Here is a 16,083-nt window from a genome sequence, read left to right as displayed (position 1 = left end):
CTTGTCGACGTGCCTGACGGGCTCAGATGTTGTAGATGCCGGTCTTGTAGCGGGCGAGGTTGGCCGGGTCGCGGAAGAACTCCACGGTGTGCGCGAGGCCCTCCTCCAGGGAGTGCGCGGGCTGCCAGCCGGTGGCGGCGGTGAGCCGGCTCGCGTCGGCGACGAGCCGCATCACCTCCGAGTTCGCCGGCCGGATGCGGTCGGTGTCCTCGCGGACGTCGAGGGCCGTGTCCATCACCTTGCCGATCAGCGCGACGAGGTCGCCGACCGAGATCTCTCCACCGGTCCCGGCGTTGAAGGTGCGGCCCACGACCTGCTCGGCGGGCGCGGTGCCCACCGTGAGGAACGCCTGCGCGGTGTCCTTGACGTAGGTGAAGTCACGGGTGGGGCGCAGAGCGCCGAGGGTGATGGTCCGTTCCCCGGCGGCCACCTGTCCGATGACGGTGGGGATGACCGCCCGCATCGACTGGCGCGGCCCGAAGGTGTTGAACGGCCGCAGCGTCACCACCGGTGTGTCGAAGCTCGCGTGGTAGCTGTCGGCCAGCCGGTCGCCGCCCGCCTTCGAAGCGGCGTACGGGGACTGGGTGTTGATGGGGTGGTCCTCGGTGATCGGGACGGTCTGCGCGGTGCCGTACGTCTCGCTGGTGGAGGTGTGCACCAGCCGGGGCGTGCCCAGGGCGCGGACCGCCTCCAGCACGTTGAGGGTGCCGGTGACGTTGGTGTCCACATAGCTGTGCGGTGCCTGGTAGGAGTACGGGATCGCGATGAGGGCGGCCAAGTGGTAGGCGCAGTCGGCGCCTTCGAGCAGCCCGCGGACCGAACCCGGGTCGCGTACGTCGCCGAGGACGATCTCGACCTGGTCGAGGACGTCCGGCGACAGGGTCTCCAGCCAGCCGTAGGAGGAGAAGGAGTTGTACTGCGCCATGGCCCTCACCCGGTGCCCGGAGGCGACCAGCGCCTCGGTGAGGTGCGAGCCGATGAATCCCTCGGCTCCGGTGACTGCGGCAAGTGGTGCGGTGGTCAACTCGGGGGTCCTTCCGGTCGGTTGCGCATCTGGTGGCGGGGGTCGATTGCTTGCTCGTGGTCCGTCGCCGGGACGGTCACGCGTGCGGCGCGGGCCGTCCCAGCAGCCGCAGCACGCACGCGCTGAGACACAGCGCGGCGAGGCCGCAGGCCGGCGACAGCACGTCGACGCCCGGCAGAGAGGGGAGAACGGTGAGGGCGCCGGCCCCGGCGGCGGCCGCCAGACAGATCCCGGCCGGCAGCCAGGCCACCCCGAAGGCCTGAAGCAGCAGCGCCGTCCACAGGGCCGCGGCGAGCAGCAGGAGCGGGGCGGGTTCGGTGTCGGTGAGCAGGGCCGCGGGCAGCAGGGGCAGCAGATAGACGCCCAGACAGAGGGCGAGAACGGCCGCCGACCGCAGCTGGAAGGCCGTCGGTGTGGCCGTCGCCCGCAGTGCCTTCACCGACAGCCCGCGGTACCGGTACAGCAGCCATTCCGCAGGCCCCATGCTCACGGTCAGCACGATCACGGCATACGGCTGCTCCCGCCCCGCGAGCAGCACCAGCGCCCCCGCCGCCAGACCGAACAGGCCGTACGGCAGCGACCGCAGCAGCGGGGGCCGGCCGGCGTCCGGCGTGGCGGGACCGGACAGGGCGGAGCGCAGGGTCCAGCCCGCCGCGGCGACCGCGCCGAGCAGGGACAGCAGCGGCAGCCCCGCCCGCAGTACCGTGCCGGGCTCCCACCACGGCAGCACCGCGGCACCGACGATCATCGGCGCGAGCGCGGCCAGCAACAGCCGCTCCCCGCCCAGCACCAACAGCACACCGGCCGCCGCGAGATACACGGACTGCGCCCCCGCGGCCAGGACGGCCGGGCCGGACCCGGAGACCACCGCTCCGGCAACCGTCGCCGTCGCGGCACCGAGCGGGGCGCCCTTCAGGAGCGTACGACCGGCCTCGCGCCGTCCCGACGTCATGCGCAGGAAGGCCCGGTGGCCGAGCGCCTGTCCCCACGCCCAGGAGACGAGCCCGGCCACGACCAGGACGGAGACGGCGCGGTCGGCGTGCCACAGCGGTGCGGTGAGCAGATAGGCGAGTCCCGGCAGCGCGAACAGGGCGCCGCGCAGGGCGCACCGGAGGTGGTCCGGGCGCCAGGGATCGGCCGGCGGCGCGGGCTCCGGGAAGGTGCGGGGCACCCGCCGGTACAGGGCACCGGCGAGGGAGAAGAGGTTCGGGTGGCCGTACCGCTCCTGGATGACCTCGGCGGTCAGTCCCTCCGACTCCAGCAGCGCGGCGACCTCGTAGGGGTGCACGGCGGGCCCGATACGGTCGGCCAGTTCGGCGGCGAGCGAGTCGACCGCGGCATGGTCCGCGCCCCAGCGGGGCTGACGCGGCGCCGGGGTGCGGCTCTCGGCGACTCGCGCGCGGGCCAAGGGCTCCGCGGCCAGCCGGAGGGACAGCGCGTCCCGTTCCGCGCCGCCCGGTTCGAGCGCCATCGGCCCGCTCATCCGGCCATGCTCCCTGCGCTCGCGACGGCCAGATCGGGTGGCCCGGCGGTCTCCGGTGTCCACATCCGGCCCAGGGCCGACAGCTCCAGATAGATGGCGCGGAAGGTGTCGACGGTCTGCCGCAGGGTGAACTGCTCGATCACCCGCAGCCGGGCCGCCTCGCCCATCGACCGGCGGCGTCCGGGATCGTCGAGCAGTTCCAGCGCGGCGTCGGCCATCCTCGCCGGGTCGCGCGGCGGAACCACCAGACCGGTGTCGCCGACGGCCTCCCGCACGCCGCCGACGTCCGTGGACACGGTCGCCCGTCCGCACGACATGGCCTCGATCAGAGTGAACGGGAAGCCCTCGCTGATGCTGGACAGCATCACGACGTTCCCGGCGGCGTAGGCGTCCTTGATGTCCTCGACCCGCCCCTCGAAGGTCACCGCGTCCGCGTGACCGAGCTCGGCGGCCAGGGCCTCGCACCGTTCCCGGTAGGCCTCGCCTCCCCGTGGGGTGCCGCCGAACAACCGCAGCCGTGCGTCGGGGAGTCGACCCCGGACCAGGGCGAAGGCCCGGATGAGGGTCTCCAGGTCCTTGATCGGGTCCACGCGCCCCGCCCAGCTGAGGGTCGGCCGGTCCGGTTCGGGACCGGCGGGCGGGAAGGCGCCGGGGTCCACCCCGTTGTAGACGGTGCGGATCGACCCGGGGTCGGCACCGCCCTGTTCCTCCCACAGCCGGTTGTAGCGGTTGCCGGGCGTGATCAGGGCCGCCCTGCGGTACGTCTCCTCCGCCAGCAGCCGGAAGAAACCGAGGACGACGGCTTTCACGGGCCAGCGGTAGGGGGCGGTGCGATAGCCGAGGTAGCGCTCGCGCAGATATACGCCGTGCTCGGTCAACAGCAGCGGGACGCCGTGCCGTTCGAGTGCGGCAAGACCCGGCAGTACGGCGACCCCGCCGCTGACCGCGTGCGCCACCCCGTCCTCCGGCGGCGGCGTGGCCAGCGGCCGCAGGGCGTGCTCCAGCAGCGCGGTCGCGGTGATCGCGTCGTGCAGGGTCGGCCGGGCCTCCCGCACGGCCAGGCCCGGCCGGTTCCACACGGCGGTGAGAACACCGATCGCCTTGTCGCCGCGCAGGAAGGGGCTCAGCTTGCCGTCCGCCGCGGCCCGCGCCATCGCGTAGAGGGCCTCGGCGAAGCCGTCCTCGGCGGCGGGGTCGAGCAGCGCCGTCAGGAACTGCTCGTAGACGGAGGCGAGTCGGTTCCGGTTTCTCCTGCGGGGCGCACGGCCGTCGGGCGCGGGACCCCACATGGGGACGGAGACGACGCGTGCGACGTGCTCGGGGATGTCCCAGACGAGGGGTTCACGTCCGGTGCCTGTCACCGCGATGACCTCGAAGTCGAGGTCCGGCATGCCGGTGACGAGCTGGTCGCACCAGACGCTCACCCCGCCGTGACTGTGCGGGTAGGTGCCTTCGGTGAGGAGGGTGACGCGCGTTGAGCCGGAGCGGCGCGCGCCGTGGTGAACGTGCATGGTGGGGCTCCACGGCCGAGGTCGGTGGCGGGCGTACCGGCCCCGGCCGCACAGGATGCGACCGGGACCGTCGTGCGGTCCGCGCTCAGTTCTCCGGGACGTACGGCACCTGCCCGGTCACGCCGGCGGGCACCCTCGTCGGGGGAGTGGTGGAGGTCGTCGTGTCCGAGCTGCCGGTGGTCGCGGCCTGGGGCGCCGCGGATGCCGGCAGGGTGAGCGTGAGCGGCTGCCCGGCCGAGGCGGTCCAGCCGGACACCGCTCCCGCGTAGGCGTCACCGAAGGCGGCGCCGCCCTGTGTGGTGCCGGTGGGCAGCGTCGCGGTCACGGCCACCCCGTCCGGCGCCTCGACGGTCACGGCGCTGCCGACGCGGTAGGCGGTGACCTGACCGGCGTCGAGGGCCGCGTCCCAGGCCGCGCGCCGCTGCATCTCGATGCCGAGGTCCTTCATCCGCAGGTTCACCACGGGGGCGTTGTCCGCGAACAGCGTGTCGTAGGTGGAGAGGACGCCGTCGAGCACCGGGTAGGCGATGCGGTCCTCGGTCAGGTTCGACTGGTGGATGAAGTGCGGCTTGGGGTCGTTGGACAGCACGTGCCCGAGCGCGGTTCGGGTTTCCAGCGGCACGATGTGGTCGGCGTAGCCGGTGGCGGTGTCCAGCGGCGCCGTCAGACAGGTGGAGGTGGCGGGGTTGTCCTCGCAGATGCCGCTGCCGCCCTGGGCCCGGCCGGTGTAGATCCAGTTGTACTCGTCGACCTGCTCGGCGGCCCGTCCCGCGTTGTAGAAGATGTTCATCGGGTAGCGCGAGACCGTCGTCGCGGAACCGACCTGACGCTGCACCGGATCACGGGAGTTGTCCGAGGCGGTCCACTTCACGCCGTTGTCGGTCAGCGCGGGCCCCAGGTTGGGGTTGTCCAACGGCTGCTGCGGCAGGATCCGCAGGCCCGAGTGCTCGCCGGTCACCAACTCCTCGGTGTCCAGCGGGAGTCCGTTGGCCTGACCCCAGACCCGGTTGGTGGCGATCTCGTCGGAGATCTCGGTCCGGCTGACCCACTGGGTGCTGCCGTCGGCGTCGGTGGAGCACGTCCACGGCACCACGCTGACGTCCTGCACACAGCCGAGGAACGGGTGCGAGTAGGTGTGGTTGACCCAGCGGAAGCCGTCCCGGTCGGCGATCAGCTGATCGGCGAGCTCGTCGACGCCGTCGTTGTCCTCGCGCTCGTTCACGCTGCCGGCGCCGTTGTACACCATGTCGAGGGTGATGCCCTGCCGGCCCTGCCACTCGATGGCGTGGTCGACGTCGGCCGGGGTCATCCGGATCGGGTTCTCCACGCCCTGCCCCGGCGGGCAGTCGATGTCGCCCGGCGTGCAGTTGAGTTCGGTGTCCCAGCGGTCGTCGGCCGCGAAGACGTCGTCCACGTGCACCGCGAAGTAGTTGCGGGAGGCGCCGAGATGCACCCCGCCGGTCATCCACTCCACGATGCCGCGCGCCAGCAGCCGGAACTGCTGCTGGTACTGGTTGTAGACGAACGTGACGACGAGCTCACGCCGCCCGTCGTGCCGGTACTCGCCGACCAGTGAACCCCGGGTGGTCTGCCCCGGGATCGCCGCGTCGACGTACGGAGTGAAGTCGGCGCCCGCGGCGGGCGTCGACAGATAGGCGTAACTCTCGCCCACGTCGGGGGAGTTGTCCTCGAACGGCACGGTCCCGTCCAGATAGGCGAACGGCCCCGCCGCGCCGGCCTCGGTGACCTCGGCCGTCACACCGTCGACGCTGCCCGACCAGCCGCCGTTGACGGGGTACTCGAGCCCGGCCTCGGGACGCGCGTAGGTGTAGGCGTCGACCTGCGGGATCGCGTACGTCTGCTCATAGGCCGCCAGCGCCGCCATCTCGGTGGAACCGGTCGGGAACGGGTTGTCGTTGGGCAGCACGACGGCCTGGAACCTGGCGCGCTCCACGCCGTCCACGGTGTCCGCCAGGAAGCCCGCGTCGATCACGGGTCTCGCCGTGTCCTGGAGGTCGATCTCGGTGTACGGCGTGCCTGCCGTGTCCAGTTCCGCCGCGATGGCGTCGGTGGACGGGCCTCCGTCGCTCACGACCAGGACCCGCAGGTCGACGCGGGGCGTGACCGTCTCGGCATGGGCCGCCGTGGCCGGCAGGACGAGCGAGGCGATGAGTGCGCCCACAGCGAGCGCGGTCGTACGAGTGGTCCGCTTCATGCGGTGATGTCCCTCCCCGGGCAGGGGTGAGCACTGCTCCCGTCGGAGCGGGCGCGCACCCCCATGCGTGACGCCATGCCCCCCTCAGAGCCCAGTCGTCGACGCATTCGCCGCGTCACATGGTGGTTCGTGTGTGTAGCTTTTGTGGTCATGCTGCGAAACGTGACGGAAAAGCGCAGGCGTCCAATTGGGCGTTGCGGTGGCCGTAACGCCCGCTGGCAGTGGCGGAGTTGGCAGATCCGGGGTTCGGAGGGCCGCACCGTGATCGTCCGGAATTGAACCGTCCGGATCTCGCGATGTGGACGGCGGCCGACCCGCACGGGCCGGCCGCCGTCGCCGGATCACCGGTACTCAGGCGCAGAGCACGCGGGTCTCGGGCGTGTACACCGGGCCGCCGCTGGTGCTCGTGCCGTCGCTGAACTCGGCGTAGTAGTACGAGTAGAAGCCGATGTTCCCGTTGCAGCCGGAGTCGGCGGCGACCTGGAGGGTCAGTGTGACGGTCCGGCTCTGACCGGGCGGGACGGTGGTGCCGTAGTTGGTGCCGAGGTCGGCGGGGCCGGTGCCGGAGCACGGGGTGGCGCCCTCGGCCGTGGCCAGAGTGCAGCCGGTGAAGCCGTACTTGAGGTCGGGCCGCTGGGTGGTCAGCCAGGTCGGCTCGATCGTCTGGTGGATGAACCAGATGTCGTAGGTCTGGTTGTTGGTGATCGTCATCGACAGGTTCACCGTGCCACCGGGGGTGGTGGTCGCGCTGTCGGTCGTGAAGGTGAGGTCGGCCGGCCCGGCCGCCTGGGCGCCGGGGGCCAGGCCGAACAAGGCGAGGGTGAGGGCGAGCACGGCGGTGAGGCCGAGGCGTCTCATCGGTGTGGATCTCATGGCCCGGGAGGCTAGGCAGCGGGCGAGTGAACCGTCTGCCCCACCAGGAACACGGGAAACAGGGGTCGGCCGAAAGTGCGCACCGCGTGAAGGAGTTGTGACGACGTCGTCACGCGCTGCGGCTGAGTGGATCCGCGCACGACACCGCGCACGTGGGGGTGTGGCGGGGTTGCGTGTGCGGCGTCGGTCGACTCCCCGGAGTGGCCGACGGGAATTGGCGAAGACCGTGCCCCGGTCCGTCGGCCTGGCACCTCACGTACCGACGACTTTCACATGGGCGCCACCAGGCCCTTCCCTGACGTTTGGTGCTCCTGGAACACTCCTTTCGCGCGCATTCCGTCACGAACCGGCCGACGGAACACGCGGTTCGACTCCGTCAGGACGAGAGGTCCCTCACCCATGCCCGAAGTAAATCGGCGCCGATTCCTCCAAGTGGCGGGCGCCACCACGGCTTTCGCCGCACTGTCGAGCAGCATCGAGCGTGCCGCCGCGCTCCCCGCCAACCACCGCACGGGGTCGATCGAGGACGTCGAGCACATCGTCGTCCTGATGCAGGAGAACCGTTCCTTCGACCACTACTTCGGCGCGCTCAGAGGAGTCCGGGGCTTCGGCGACCCGCGGCCCGTGACCCAGCAGAGCGGCAAGTCGATCTGGTACCAGTCGGACGGCACGAAGGACCTGCTGCCCTTCCACCCGGACGCCGACGACCTCGGCATGCAGTTCCTGGAGGGCCTGCCGCACTCCTGGCCCGACGGTCACGCCGCGTACAACGCGGGCGAGTACGACAAGTGGGTCCCGGCGAAGGGCTCCACCACCATGGCGTACCTGACCCGCGAGGACATCCCGTTCCACTACGCGCTCGCCGACAAGTTCACCATCTGCGACGCCTACCACTGCTCGTTCATCGGCTCGACCGACCCGAACCGCTACTACATGTGGACGGGTTACACCGGCAACGACGGCACGGGCGGCGGTCCGGTCCTCGGCAACGACGAACTGGGCTACGGCTGGACCACGTACCCCGAGCGCCTCGAAGAGGCCGGGATCTCCTGGAAGATCTACCAGGACATCGGCGACGGCCTGGACGCGGCCGGCTCCTGGGGCTGGATCGAGGACGCCTACCGCGGCAACTACGGCGACAACTCGCTGCTCTACTTCAACAAGTACCGGGGCGCCAAGGCCGGCGACCCCTGGTACGACAAGGCCCGCACCGGCACCGACGTGAAGAACGGCGACGGCTACTTCGACCGGCTGAAGGCCGACGTCAAGGCGGGCAAGCTCCCGCAGATCTCCTGGATCGCCGCCCCCGAGGCGTTCTCCGAGCACTCCAACTGGCCCACGAACTACGGCGCCTGGTACATATCCCAGGTCCTGGACGCGCTCACCTCCAACCCCGCGGTCTGGGCGAAGACGGCGCTGTTCATCACGTACGACGAGAACGACGGCTTCTTCGACCACGTCGTGCCGCCGCTGCCGCCCGGCTCGGCCGCGCAGGGCAAGTCCACCGTGGACGTCGAACTCGACCTCTACAAGGGCGACGCCAACCGGGTGGCCGGTCCCTACGGACTCGGCCCGCGCGTCCCGATGCTCGTCGTCTCGCCCTGGAGCAAGGGCGGCTACGTCTGCTCGGAGACCCTCGACCACACCTCGATCCTCCAGTTCATGGAGCGCCGCTTCGGGGTGCGCGAGACGAACATCTCGCCCTGGCGCCGGGCCGTCTGCGGTGACCTCACCTCCGCCTTCGACTTCTCCCGCAAGGACCCGCGCCCCGTCGAGCTGCCGGACACCGACGGCTACGAGCCGCCGGACCGCGTGCGGCACCCCGACTACAAGCCCACCCCGCCCGCCGACCCGCGCCTGCCCAAGCAGGAGCGCGGTCTGCGCCGGTCCCGGCCGCTCAAGTACTCCCCGTACGTCGACGGTTCGGCCGACACCGCGGCCGGTAGGTTCACGCTCACCTTCGCCACGGGCGCCAAGGCGGGCGGCGCCTTCCACGTCACCTCCGGCAACCGCACCGACGGCCCGTGGATGTACACCACCGAGGCGGGCAAGAGCATCGCCGACACCTGGAACTCGGCGTACTCCAGCGGCTCGTACGACCTGACGGTGCACGGCCCGAACGGCTTCGTGCGCGCGTTCAAGGGCGCCGGCAGGACCGCCGGACCCGAGGTCACCGCCCGGCACCGGGGCGACGACGTCGAGCTGACCTTCACCAACAAGGGCTCCGCAACCGTGGAGCTGAAGGTCGCCGACGGCTACGGCGGCCGGACCCGGCGCTTCGTGGTGCGACGCGGCGCCACCGTGCGGCACACCTTCGACCTCGGGGTGAGCAAGCAGTGGTACGACCTGACGGTCACGTCCGAGGCCGACTCCGCGTTCCTGCGCCGCTTCGCCGGACGGGTCGAGAACGGGCGTCCCGGGGTGAGCGACCCGGCCGTCATCACCGAGTGACCGGGACTGCGACGAGGTAGCAGGGCCTGGTGCAGTGAGCCGGAGCCGCCGAGGACGGCTCCGGCTCACTCCACCCTGTTTCAGAGCGGTGTGAGGTGCCCCGGGTCCGGTTGCCGGATCACCAGGGCCGGGTCCGGCGACGCGGGCACGGGCGCCAACGCCGGTTCCGGTGACGCCGATTCGGGTTCCAGGGCGAGTACGGCGGCCACCGGGTGGTTCTCGGGGGTCACCCGGGTCAGCAGCACCACACCCCATGACGCCAGCGCCGCTCCCGCGAGCGCGAGGAGCACGCCGAGCGCCCCGCCGTGCAGCCCCTCGCCCAGCAGCGACAGCCCGATCACCGCGGCGGCCAACGGGTTGGCCAGCGTCACCACCGCGAGCGGGGCACCGAGGCCGCCCCGGTAGGCGAACTGCGACAGCAGCAGCCCGCCGACGGCGAAGACCGCGACGAGCAGCGCCACTGCGATCACCTGCCAGCTCAGCAGCGGGCCCGAACCGTCCGTCGCGGACACCGTCACGGTCTGCGTGAGCGCGGACCCGACCCCCGAGGCGAAGCCGGACGCGGTGGCGTGCCGCAGCCCCGACCGGTCGCCCGGCCGCCCCAGCACGCCGATCAGCGCGGCGCTCACCCCCGCGACCGCCAGCGCCTCCGACACGCTCAGCACCTGGCCCGGCTCGGACCCGGACGCCACGACGAGGATCGCGGCCAGCCCGACGAGGGTGAACGCCGTGCCCCGCCACTCCACCGCGCTGACCCGCCGGCCGGCCATCCGGGCGCCCATCGGTACCGCGGCGACCAGTGTGAGCGCACCCAGCGGCTGTACGACGGTCAGCGGACCGTACCGGAGGGCCACGATGTGCATGACCGCGCCGGAGGCGTTCAGCGCGACCGAGGACCACCAGGCGCCGGTGCCGAGCAGCCGCAGCAGACTCGTCCCCTGCGTACGGGAGGCCAGCCGTTCCTGGGCGACGGCCGCGGCGGCGTAGGCGACGGCGGAGAACAGGGACAGGACGACGGCGACCAGCGTGCCGCTCATCGTCCGGCCCCCACCGGCACGGGCTCGTCGGCCGGCGCGAGCGCCCGCTGTCCGCGTCCGGCGGTCGTCGCCGTCCGGTGCGGCGAGCGAAGCGAGATGGGGGTCCCCCCGGACGAAGTCTGGGGGAGGATCAGCGCGAGGGCGAGGCCGAGCATGGCCGCGGCCACGATCGAGTCGAGCCAGTAGTGGTTCGCCGTCCCCACGATCACGAGCAGGGTCAGCAGCGGATGCAGCAGCCACAGCCAGCGCCAGCGCGACCGCGTCGCCACGATCAGGCCGATCGCCACCATCAGCGCCCAGCCGAAGTGCAGCGACGGCATCGCCGCGAACTGGTTCGACAGGGTGTCCGTCTGCGGGGAGCCGTACACGGACGGGCCGTAGACGTGCGCGGTGTCCACCAGGCCGGTCGCCGCCAGCATGCGGGGCGGCGCCAGCGGGAACACCAGGTGCACCACCAGGGCGGCCCCGGTGACCGCGGCGAGGATGCGGCGGGTCCAGACGTAGTGCGCCGGGCGGCGCAGATAGAGCCAGATCAGGAAGGCCGCGGTGGCCGGGAAGTGGACGGTGGCGTAGTAGGTGTTCGCGAGGTGCACCAGCGCGTCGTCGTGCAGGAGCAGTGACTGCACCGCACCTTCGCCGGGGAGATGTACCGCTCGTTCCAGGTCCCACACGTGGTGCGCGTTGCGGAAGGCTTCGCCGGTGTGGCCCGTCGCCAGCATGCGGCCGAACTTGTAGACGAGGAAGAGCCCTGCGACGAGCAGGAGCTCACGGACGAGCGGTGGCCGCGCTATCGCGTCGGTCTCCGCTTCGACAGGCTCGGTGCGGGCATTCATCCCCCGGCCCTTTCTCGCTGACGGTGGTGCGTGTGGTGGTGCGGGTCGAGCTTGTGGCTCGTCGATACGGCCCGGTATCGGTACGGGTTGGTACCGATACAGGTCAGTGCCGATACGGTGCTGTGCCGATACTAGACCGTTTCGATACGCCACTGTACCGATACGGGGGAGTACCGGTACAGTGGCGTATCGATAGACGTACGACACACTGGAGTGCAGGCCCTTCGGGCGCCGCCCACGAGCGAGGAGAAGAGACCATGACGTCGCAGGCCGCGGACGGACCGGAATCGGTCGTCGCCTCGCGCCGCTCCAAGCTCACGCCCGAGCGTGAGCAGGAGTTCTTCGACGCCGTGCTCGCACAGATCCGCTCTTGCGGATACGACGCCGTGACCATGGACGGCGTCGCCGCCAGCACCCGGTGCAGCAAGTCCACGCTCTACCGGCAGTGGAAGACCAAGCCCCAGTTCGTGGCGGCGGCGCTGCGCTCGAACCGCGAGGTCCGCTTCGCGGGCATCGACAGCGGATCACTCGCCGAGGACCTCCGTGAGGTCGCGCGGGCCGCGGCTGTGTGGGGGACGAAGGACACCACGCTCCTCCAGGCGCTCGGCCACGCCGTCATGCAGGACAAGGAGCTCCAGCAGGCGCTGCGCGAAGCGCTCGTCGAGCCGGAGATCGCCGCGCTCGAGGAGATCCTCCGGCGCGGGGTCGAGCGGGGCGAGATCGCGGCCGACCATCCGGCGCTGCCGTACGTCCCGGCGCAGATGTTCGGTGTCCAGCGGGTGCGGCCCGTCCTGGAGGGGGAATACGCCGACCCGGACTACCTCTTGAGGTTTGTGGAGGCCGCCGTGCTGCCGGCACTCGGCCTGACCTGAGACCCAGGCCGCCGTCCACGGGATGACTGGACGGTGACCTGATCGCGCCGCACCGTGGGGACGGGGGCGGCGCGCACCCCCCGGCCGGGTGGGGTTCCTCTTGAGCGGAGGGGCGCCCCACCCGGCCGACCGGTGTCCGGGGGTCAGACGTCCTGGCCGCTGCCGCCGCCGGAGGACACCTTGATGCCCTTGGTGATCTCGTCGATCACCGTCTGCTTCTCACCGACGTCGACGCCGAACCGTACGACGACGATCTGCTCGGGGTTGGCGGGCGAGGGGAAGGCGAGCGACTCGACGTACCCGTCGGAGCCCTTGCTGGTGACGGCCTTCCAGCGGACCTGGTAGCCCTTCTGGCCGGCCACGGTGACCGCCTTGGAGTCCAGCACCTCGTGCGAGGTGATCGCGCCGTAGGTCTTGCCGCCGTACGACTGCTCGGCGTTGGCCGTGATGTCCGCCTTGGCGACCTCCTCGGCCGTGCTGCCGTCGGTGCCGAGCGCGAGGGCGGGGGCCGAGTACGCGCCGCCCTTGGTGCAGGACGCGGAGGTGTCGCCGGGGCACTTGTAGGAGTCGTTCGAGGTGACCGACGCGCCGACCGTCAGCTCCTGGCCGTACCAGTCGTCGGGGATGGGGATGCTGATCCCGCTGATGGCGTCGGTGACCGACCCGCTCTCGATCTTCGGTGCCTCGGACTCCTCGGGCGAGGGCGAGGCACCGCCGGAACCGCCGGAACCTCCCGATCCGCCGTCGCCGAACGGACCGCCCTGTCCGCCGGAACCGCCCTGGCCGCCCGGCCCGCCCGGCGCCTGCTGCGAGTCCGCGGCGTTGCCGCTCCCGCCGTCGTCCTTGGACAGCGCGAACACGCCCACGCCGATGCTCGCGAGGACCGCGGCCGCCACCGCGACGGCTATACCCGTGCGCAGCCCGCGCCGCGTACCGGCGGGCGGCTGAGCGGGATAGGCGGGAAAGGCGGGATAGGTGGGAAACGCACCGCCCGCCTGCGGCTGGGCCGGGGCGCTCCATGCGTCGGCCGACCCCGCGGGGCGAGTCTGGTCCGTCCATGCCTGGCCGTCCCACCAACGCTCGGTGGGGGGACCGTCACTTGTCTGCCCGGGGTCGGGGTGCCACCCCGGAGGAGTCGCCTGCGTCATGGGCCCACCGTATGAGGTGTCGGTGAAAGGCGGATGAGAGGGCCGGGATCACAATCGGTGCGGTTGTGCTCATTCCAGGACGAGTCGTACGGGGGATTCGGGCGCCGGCGCTGGAAGGCGCAGTCCGTCCCGGCCGGGGGTCACCGAACCGAGCACGCGCGCGTGCCGTGCGCCCGTGCCCGCGGGATCCGTACCGGGCAGCCCGTGCACGGTGAGGAACCCCAGGACCGCGAACGCGTACGCCTCCTTCGCGTCCGACGGCAGCCCCAGCTCGTCGGAGGTGCCCAGGGCCACCCCCGGCAGCAGCGCGGCGAGGTTCGCCATCAGCACCGGATTACGGGTACCGCCGCCCGAGGCGATCACCTCCGTCGCGCCCACTGCGCGTACGGCGTCGGCGACCGTCCGGGCCGTCAGCATGGTCAGCGTGGCGAGCACGTCCTCGGCGGGCAGCGTCCCCAACCCGGCGAGCGCCGCCTGCAGATGGCCGAGGTGAAAGAGTTCCTTGCCGGTCGTCTTCGGCGCGGGCAGCGCGTAGTAGGGCTCGGCCAGCAGCCGCTGAAGCAGCAGGGCGTGCACCCGGCCGCGCGCCGCCAGTGCCCCGTCCGCGTCGCACTCCAGGCGACCGCCGCTGAAACCCCGGGCCGCCGCGTCGACCAGCGCGCACCCCGGACCGGTGTCGAAGGCGGTCCCGTCGGGCGCGGTGAGGTTGGCGATGCCGCCGATGTTCAGCGCGACCGGCGTCCCCGGCCGGCCGCGCAGCCAGAGCCGGTCGACCAGTCCGACCAGCGGTGCGCCCTGGCCCCCGGCGGCGATGTCGCGCGGCCGGAAGTCGGCGACCACCGGCAGCCCGGTCGCCTCGGCGATCCAGGCGGGCTGCCCGAGCTGAAGGCTGCCGTGCACCCGCCCGTCCGTCACCCAGTGGAAGACGGTCTGCCCGTGCGAGGCGATCAACTCGGCCCGCCCCTCGCACAGTTCGCGGTCGGCCCGCCCGGCCGCCGCCGCGAACGCCTGTCCGATCCGGGTGTCCAGCCGGCACACCTCGGCCATCTGGACGGCCTCGGGCGGCAGCGCCGCGGCGAGCGCGTCCCGCAGTTCGTCGTCGTACGGCTCGCTCACCATCCCGAGCCGTTTCAGCACGAGCGTGTCCCCGACCAGGTCCAGGTCGGCCGCCGCCGCGTCGATGGCGTCGTACGACGTGCCCGACATCAGGCCGATCACCCGCATCGTCTCAACTCGCCTTCCTGGCGGGCAGCGTGAGCAGGGCGAGGACGCTGACCGCGCACGTCGTCGCCGCGTAGTACGCCGGGACGTCCACGTTCCCGGTCCGTTCGACGGTCTCGGTGATGATGAGCCCCGCACAGCCCGAGAACACGGCATTCGACAGGGCGTAGGCGAGTCCCAGCCCCGTGTAGCGCACGGTGGTGGGGAACATCTCCGCCAGCATCGCAGGCCCCGGCCCCGCCATCAGTCCGACCACGGCGCCGGCACCGAACACCGCCGCCGCCTTGACCGCGTTCGAAGTCCCCGCGTCCTGGAGCAGGTTGAGCAGCGGCACCGCCAGGACCACCACCAGCACCGCCCCCGTCAGCATCACCGCACGCCGTCCGAGCCGGTCGCTGACCAGCCCCGCCGGGACGATCGTGACCGCGAAGCCCAGATTGGCCAGCACCGTGGCGATCAGCGCCTGCTGGAAGCTCGCGTCCAGCGTGCTCTGGAGATACGAGGGCAGCACGACCAGGAAGGTGTAACCGGCCGCCGCCCAGCCCATGATCCGTGCGGCGCCCAGCGCGATCGACCTCGCCACCTCGCGCGGAGGCGGACTCGTGCGCTCCACCGCCTCCCGGAACACCGGCGTCTCGTCCAGCCGCAGCCTCAGCCACAGGGCACCGAGACCCATCGGCAGCGCCAGCAGGAACGGCAGCCGCCACCCCCAGTCGCCCAGCTGGTCCTCCGTCAGCACGGTCGCCGGCAGCGCTGCCGCCCCCGCCCCGCCCAGCAGCCCCAGCGCCACCGTGAACGACTGCCACGACCCGTACAGCCCGCGCTTCCCCGGCGGCGCGAACTCCGTCATCACCGACACAGCGCCCCCGAACTCCCCGCCCGCCGACAGTCCCTGAAGCACCCTCAGAAAGGTCAGCAGCCACGGCGCCAGAGCCCCGGCCGTGGCATACGTCGGCAGCACGCCGATCAGCGTGGTGGCGCACGTCATCAGGACGATCACCACGATCAGCACCGGACGCCGCCCGATCCGGTCGCCGAGCCGGCCGAACAGGACCGCGCCGACCGGCCGGAAGAAGAACGCCAGCGCGAAGGAGGCGTACGTCCTCACCAGCGCCTCGGCCTCGCTGCCGCCCTCCGGGGTGAAGAAGCGCGCCGCGATGATCGTCGCGAAGTAGCCGTAGACGCCGAACTCGTACCACTCGATGAAGTTGCCCACCGAGCCCGCGACCAGGGCCCGGCGGGACCGGACGGCACTTCCCCGCCCACGGTCCTCGAAAGTCACCTTCATTCGCACGAGTATTGACTGTCCGTCACTTTCACAACAGCAGGTCGCACGCCGTTCGCGTCGCCCGCGGGCCCTCACCGTCACCCGTCACGGCAACAGCTCCCCGGACCGGCCCGCACCGCGACGACCG

The 16,083-nt window shown here is 71.8% G+C and carries 12 protein-coding genes; 2 read left to right on the top strand and 10 right to left on the bottom strand.

The annotated features are described in order from the left end of the window. Positions 1-22: 22 nt before the first annotated feature. The 5 genes from ACIHFB_RS16010 to ACIHFB_RS15990 form a co-directional block, all read right to left on the bottom strand. A complete protein-coding gene (locus ACIHFB_RS16010) occupies positions 23-1,024 on the bottom strand; it encodes a GDP-mannose 4,6-dehydratase (protein ID WP_365286776.1) in 1,002 nt (333 codons plus the stop codon). A 76-nt stretch (positions 1,025-1,100) separates the two neighbouring features. Further along, positions 1,101-2,507, bottom strand: a complete 1,407-nt coding sequence (locus ACIHFB_RS16005; protein ID WP_365286778.1) for a hypothetical protein — start codon at positions 2,505-2,507, stop codon at positions 1,101-1,103. Further along, positions 2,504-4,018: a GT4 family glycosyltransferase PelF gene (gene pelF, locus ACIHFB_RS16000; protein ID WP_365286780.1), complete on the bottom strand. Its 1,515-nt coding sequence runs from the start codon at positions 4,016-4,018 to the stop codon at positions 2,504-2,506. The genes ACIHFB_RS16005 and pelF overlap by 4 nt, the downstream gene beginning before the upstream one ends. Before the next feature lie 85 nt (positions 4,019-4,103). Then, entirely contained in the window at positions 4,104-6,233 is a 2,130-nt protein-coding gene (locus ACIHFB_RS15995; protein ID WP_400127076.1) for a hypothetical protein, read from the bottom strand. 351 nt (positions 6,234-6,584) lie between these two features. Further along, positions 6,585-7,106, bottom strand: coding sequence for a hypothetical protein (locus ACIHFB_RS15990; RefSeq protein WP_400127075.1), 522 nt, complete (start codon positions 7,104-7,106; stop codon positions 6,585-6,587). Between the two features lie 399 nt (positions 7,107-7,505). Here ACIHFB_RS15990 and ACIHFB_RS15985 point away from each other — a divergent pair, with 399 nt between their 5' ends. Then, positions 7,506-9,557 carry a phosphocholine-specific phospholipase C gene (locus tag ACIHFB_RS15985; protein WP_365286786.1) on the top strand — a complete coding sequence of 684 codons (2,052 nt, stop codon included), beginning with the start codon at positions 7,506-7,508 and terminating at the stop codon, positions 9,555-9,557. Between the two features lie 80 nt (positions 9,558-9,637). On the opposite strand, the gene ACIHFB_RS15980 is transcribed toward ACIHFB_RS15985, so the two are convergent. Continuing rightward, positions 9,638-10,594: a hypothetical protein gene (locus ACIHFB_RS15980; protein WP_400127074.1), complete on the bottom strand. Its 957-nt coding sequence runs from the start codon at positions 10,592-10,594 to the stop codon at positions 9,638-9,640. Beyond that, positions 10,591-11,427, bottom strand: coding sequence for a phosphatase PAP2 family protein (locus ACIHFB_RS15975; protein WP_365286790.1), 837 nt, complete (start codon positions 11,425-11,427; stop codon positions 10,591-10,593). The genes ACIHFB_RS15980 and ACIHFB_RS15975 overlap by 4 nt, the downstream gene beginning before the upstream one ends. 257 nt (positions 11,428-11,684) lie before the next feature. On the opposite strand from ACIHFB_RS15975, the gene ACIHFB_RS15970 reads away from it, so the two are divergent. Continuing rightward, a complete protein-coding gene (locus ACIHFB_RS15970; RefSeq protein ID WP_365286792.1) occupies positions 11,685-12,299 on the top strand; it encodes a TetR/AcrR family transcriptional regulator C-terminal ligand-binding domain-containing protein in 615 nt (204 codons plus the stop codon). A 143-nt stretch (positions 12,300-12,442) separates the two neighbouring features. Here ACIHFB_RS15970 and ACIHFB_RS15965 read toward each other — a convergent pair whose 3' ends face one another. The 3 genes from ACIHFB_RS15965 to ACIHFB_RS15955 form a co-directional block, all read right to left on the bottom strand. Then, entirely contained in the window at positions 12,443-13,447 is a 1,005-nt protein-coding gene (locus ACIHFB_RS15965) for a DUF2510 domain-containing protein (RefSeq protein WP_400127073.1), read from the bottom strand. Positions 13,448-13,516: 69 nt separating this feature from the next. Then, positions 13,517-14,671: an anhydro-N-acetylmuramic acid kinase gene (locus ACIHFB_RS15960; protein ID WP_400127072.1), complete on the bottom strand. Its 1,155-nt coding sequence runs from the start codon at positions 14,669-14,671 to the stop codon at positions 13,517-13,519. Positions 14,672-14,675: 4 nt separating this feature from the next. Next, positions 14,676-15,956: an MFS transporter gene (locus ACIHFB_RS15955; RefSeq protein ID WP_400127071.1), complete on the bottom strand. Its 1,281-nt coding sequence runs from the start codon at positions 15,954-15,956 to the stop codon at positions 14,676-14,678. Positions 15,957-16,083 lie beyond the last annotated feature (127 nt).

Source organism: Streptomyces sp. NPDC051963 (assembly GCF_044593495.1).
Taxonomy (GTDB): domain Bacteria; phylum Actinomycetota; class Actinomycetes; order Streptomycetales; family Streptomycetaceae; genus Streptomyces.
The sequence above is the reverse complement of the archived record's forward strand: the minus strand, read 5'-3'. Positions and strand labels throughout refer to the sequence as shown.

Excerpts from the sequence above, each read along its gene's own strand:
- ACIHFB_RS16005 (WP_365286778.1), bottom strand. The coding sequence starts at position 2,507 with ATGAGCGGGCCGATGGCGCTCGAACCGGGCGGCGCGGAACGGGACGCG.
- pelF (WP_365286780.1), bottom strand. The coding sequence starts at position 4,018 with ATGCACGTTCACCACGGCGCGCGCCGCTCCGGCTCAACGCGCGTCACC.
- ACIHFB_RS15995 (WP_400127076.1), bottom strand. The coding sequence starts at position 6,233 with ATGAAGCGGACCACTCGTACGACCGCGCTCGCTGTGGGCGCACTCATC.
- ACIHFB_RS15990 (WP_400127075.1), bottom strand. The coding sequence starts at position 7,106 with ATGAGATCCACACCGATGAGACGCCTCGGCCTCACCGCCGTGCTCGCC.
- ACIHFB_RS15985 (WP_365286786.1), top strand. The coding sequence starts at position 7,506 with ATGCCCGAAGTAAATCGGCGCCGATTCCTCCAAGTGGCGGGCGCCACC.
- ACIHFB_RS15980 (WP_400127074.1), bottom strand. The coding sequence starts at position 10,594 with ATGAGCGGCACGCTGGTCGCCGTCGTCCTGTCCCTGTTCTCCGCCGTC.
- ACIHFB_RS15975 (WP_365286790.1), bottom strand. The coding sequence starts at position 11,427 with ATGAATGCCCGCACCGAGCCTGTCGAAGCGGAGACCGACGCGATAGCG.
- ACIHFB_RS15970 (WP_365286792.1), top strand. The coding sequence starts at position 11,685 with ATGACGTCGCAGGCCGCGGACGGACCGGAATCGGTCGTCGCCTCGCGC.
- ACIHFB_RS15965 (WP_400127073.1), bottom strand. The coding sequence starts at position 13,447 with ATGACGCAGGCGACTCCTCCGGGGTGGCACCCCGACCCCGGGCAGACA.
- ACIHFB_RS15960 (WP_400127072.1), bottom strand. The coding sequence starts at position 14,671 with ATGCGGGTGATCGGCCTGATGTCGGGCACGTCGTACGACGCCATCGAC.
- ACIHFB_RS15955 (WP_400127071.1), bottom strand. The coding sequence starts at position 15,956 with ATGAAGGTGACTTTCGAGGACCGTGGGCGGGGAAGTGCCGTCCGGTCC.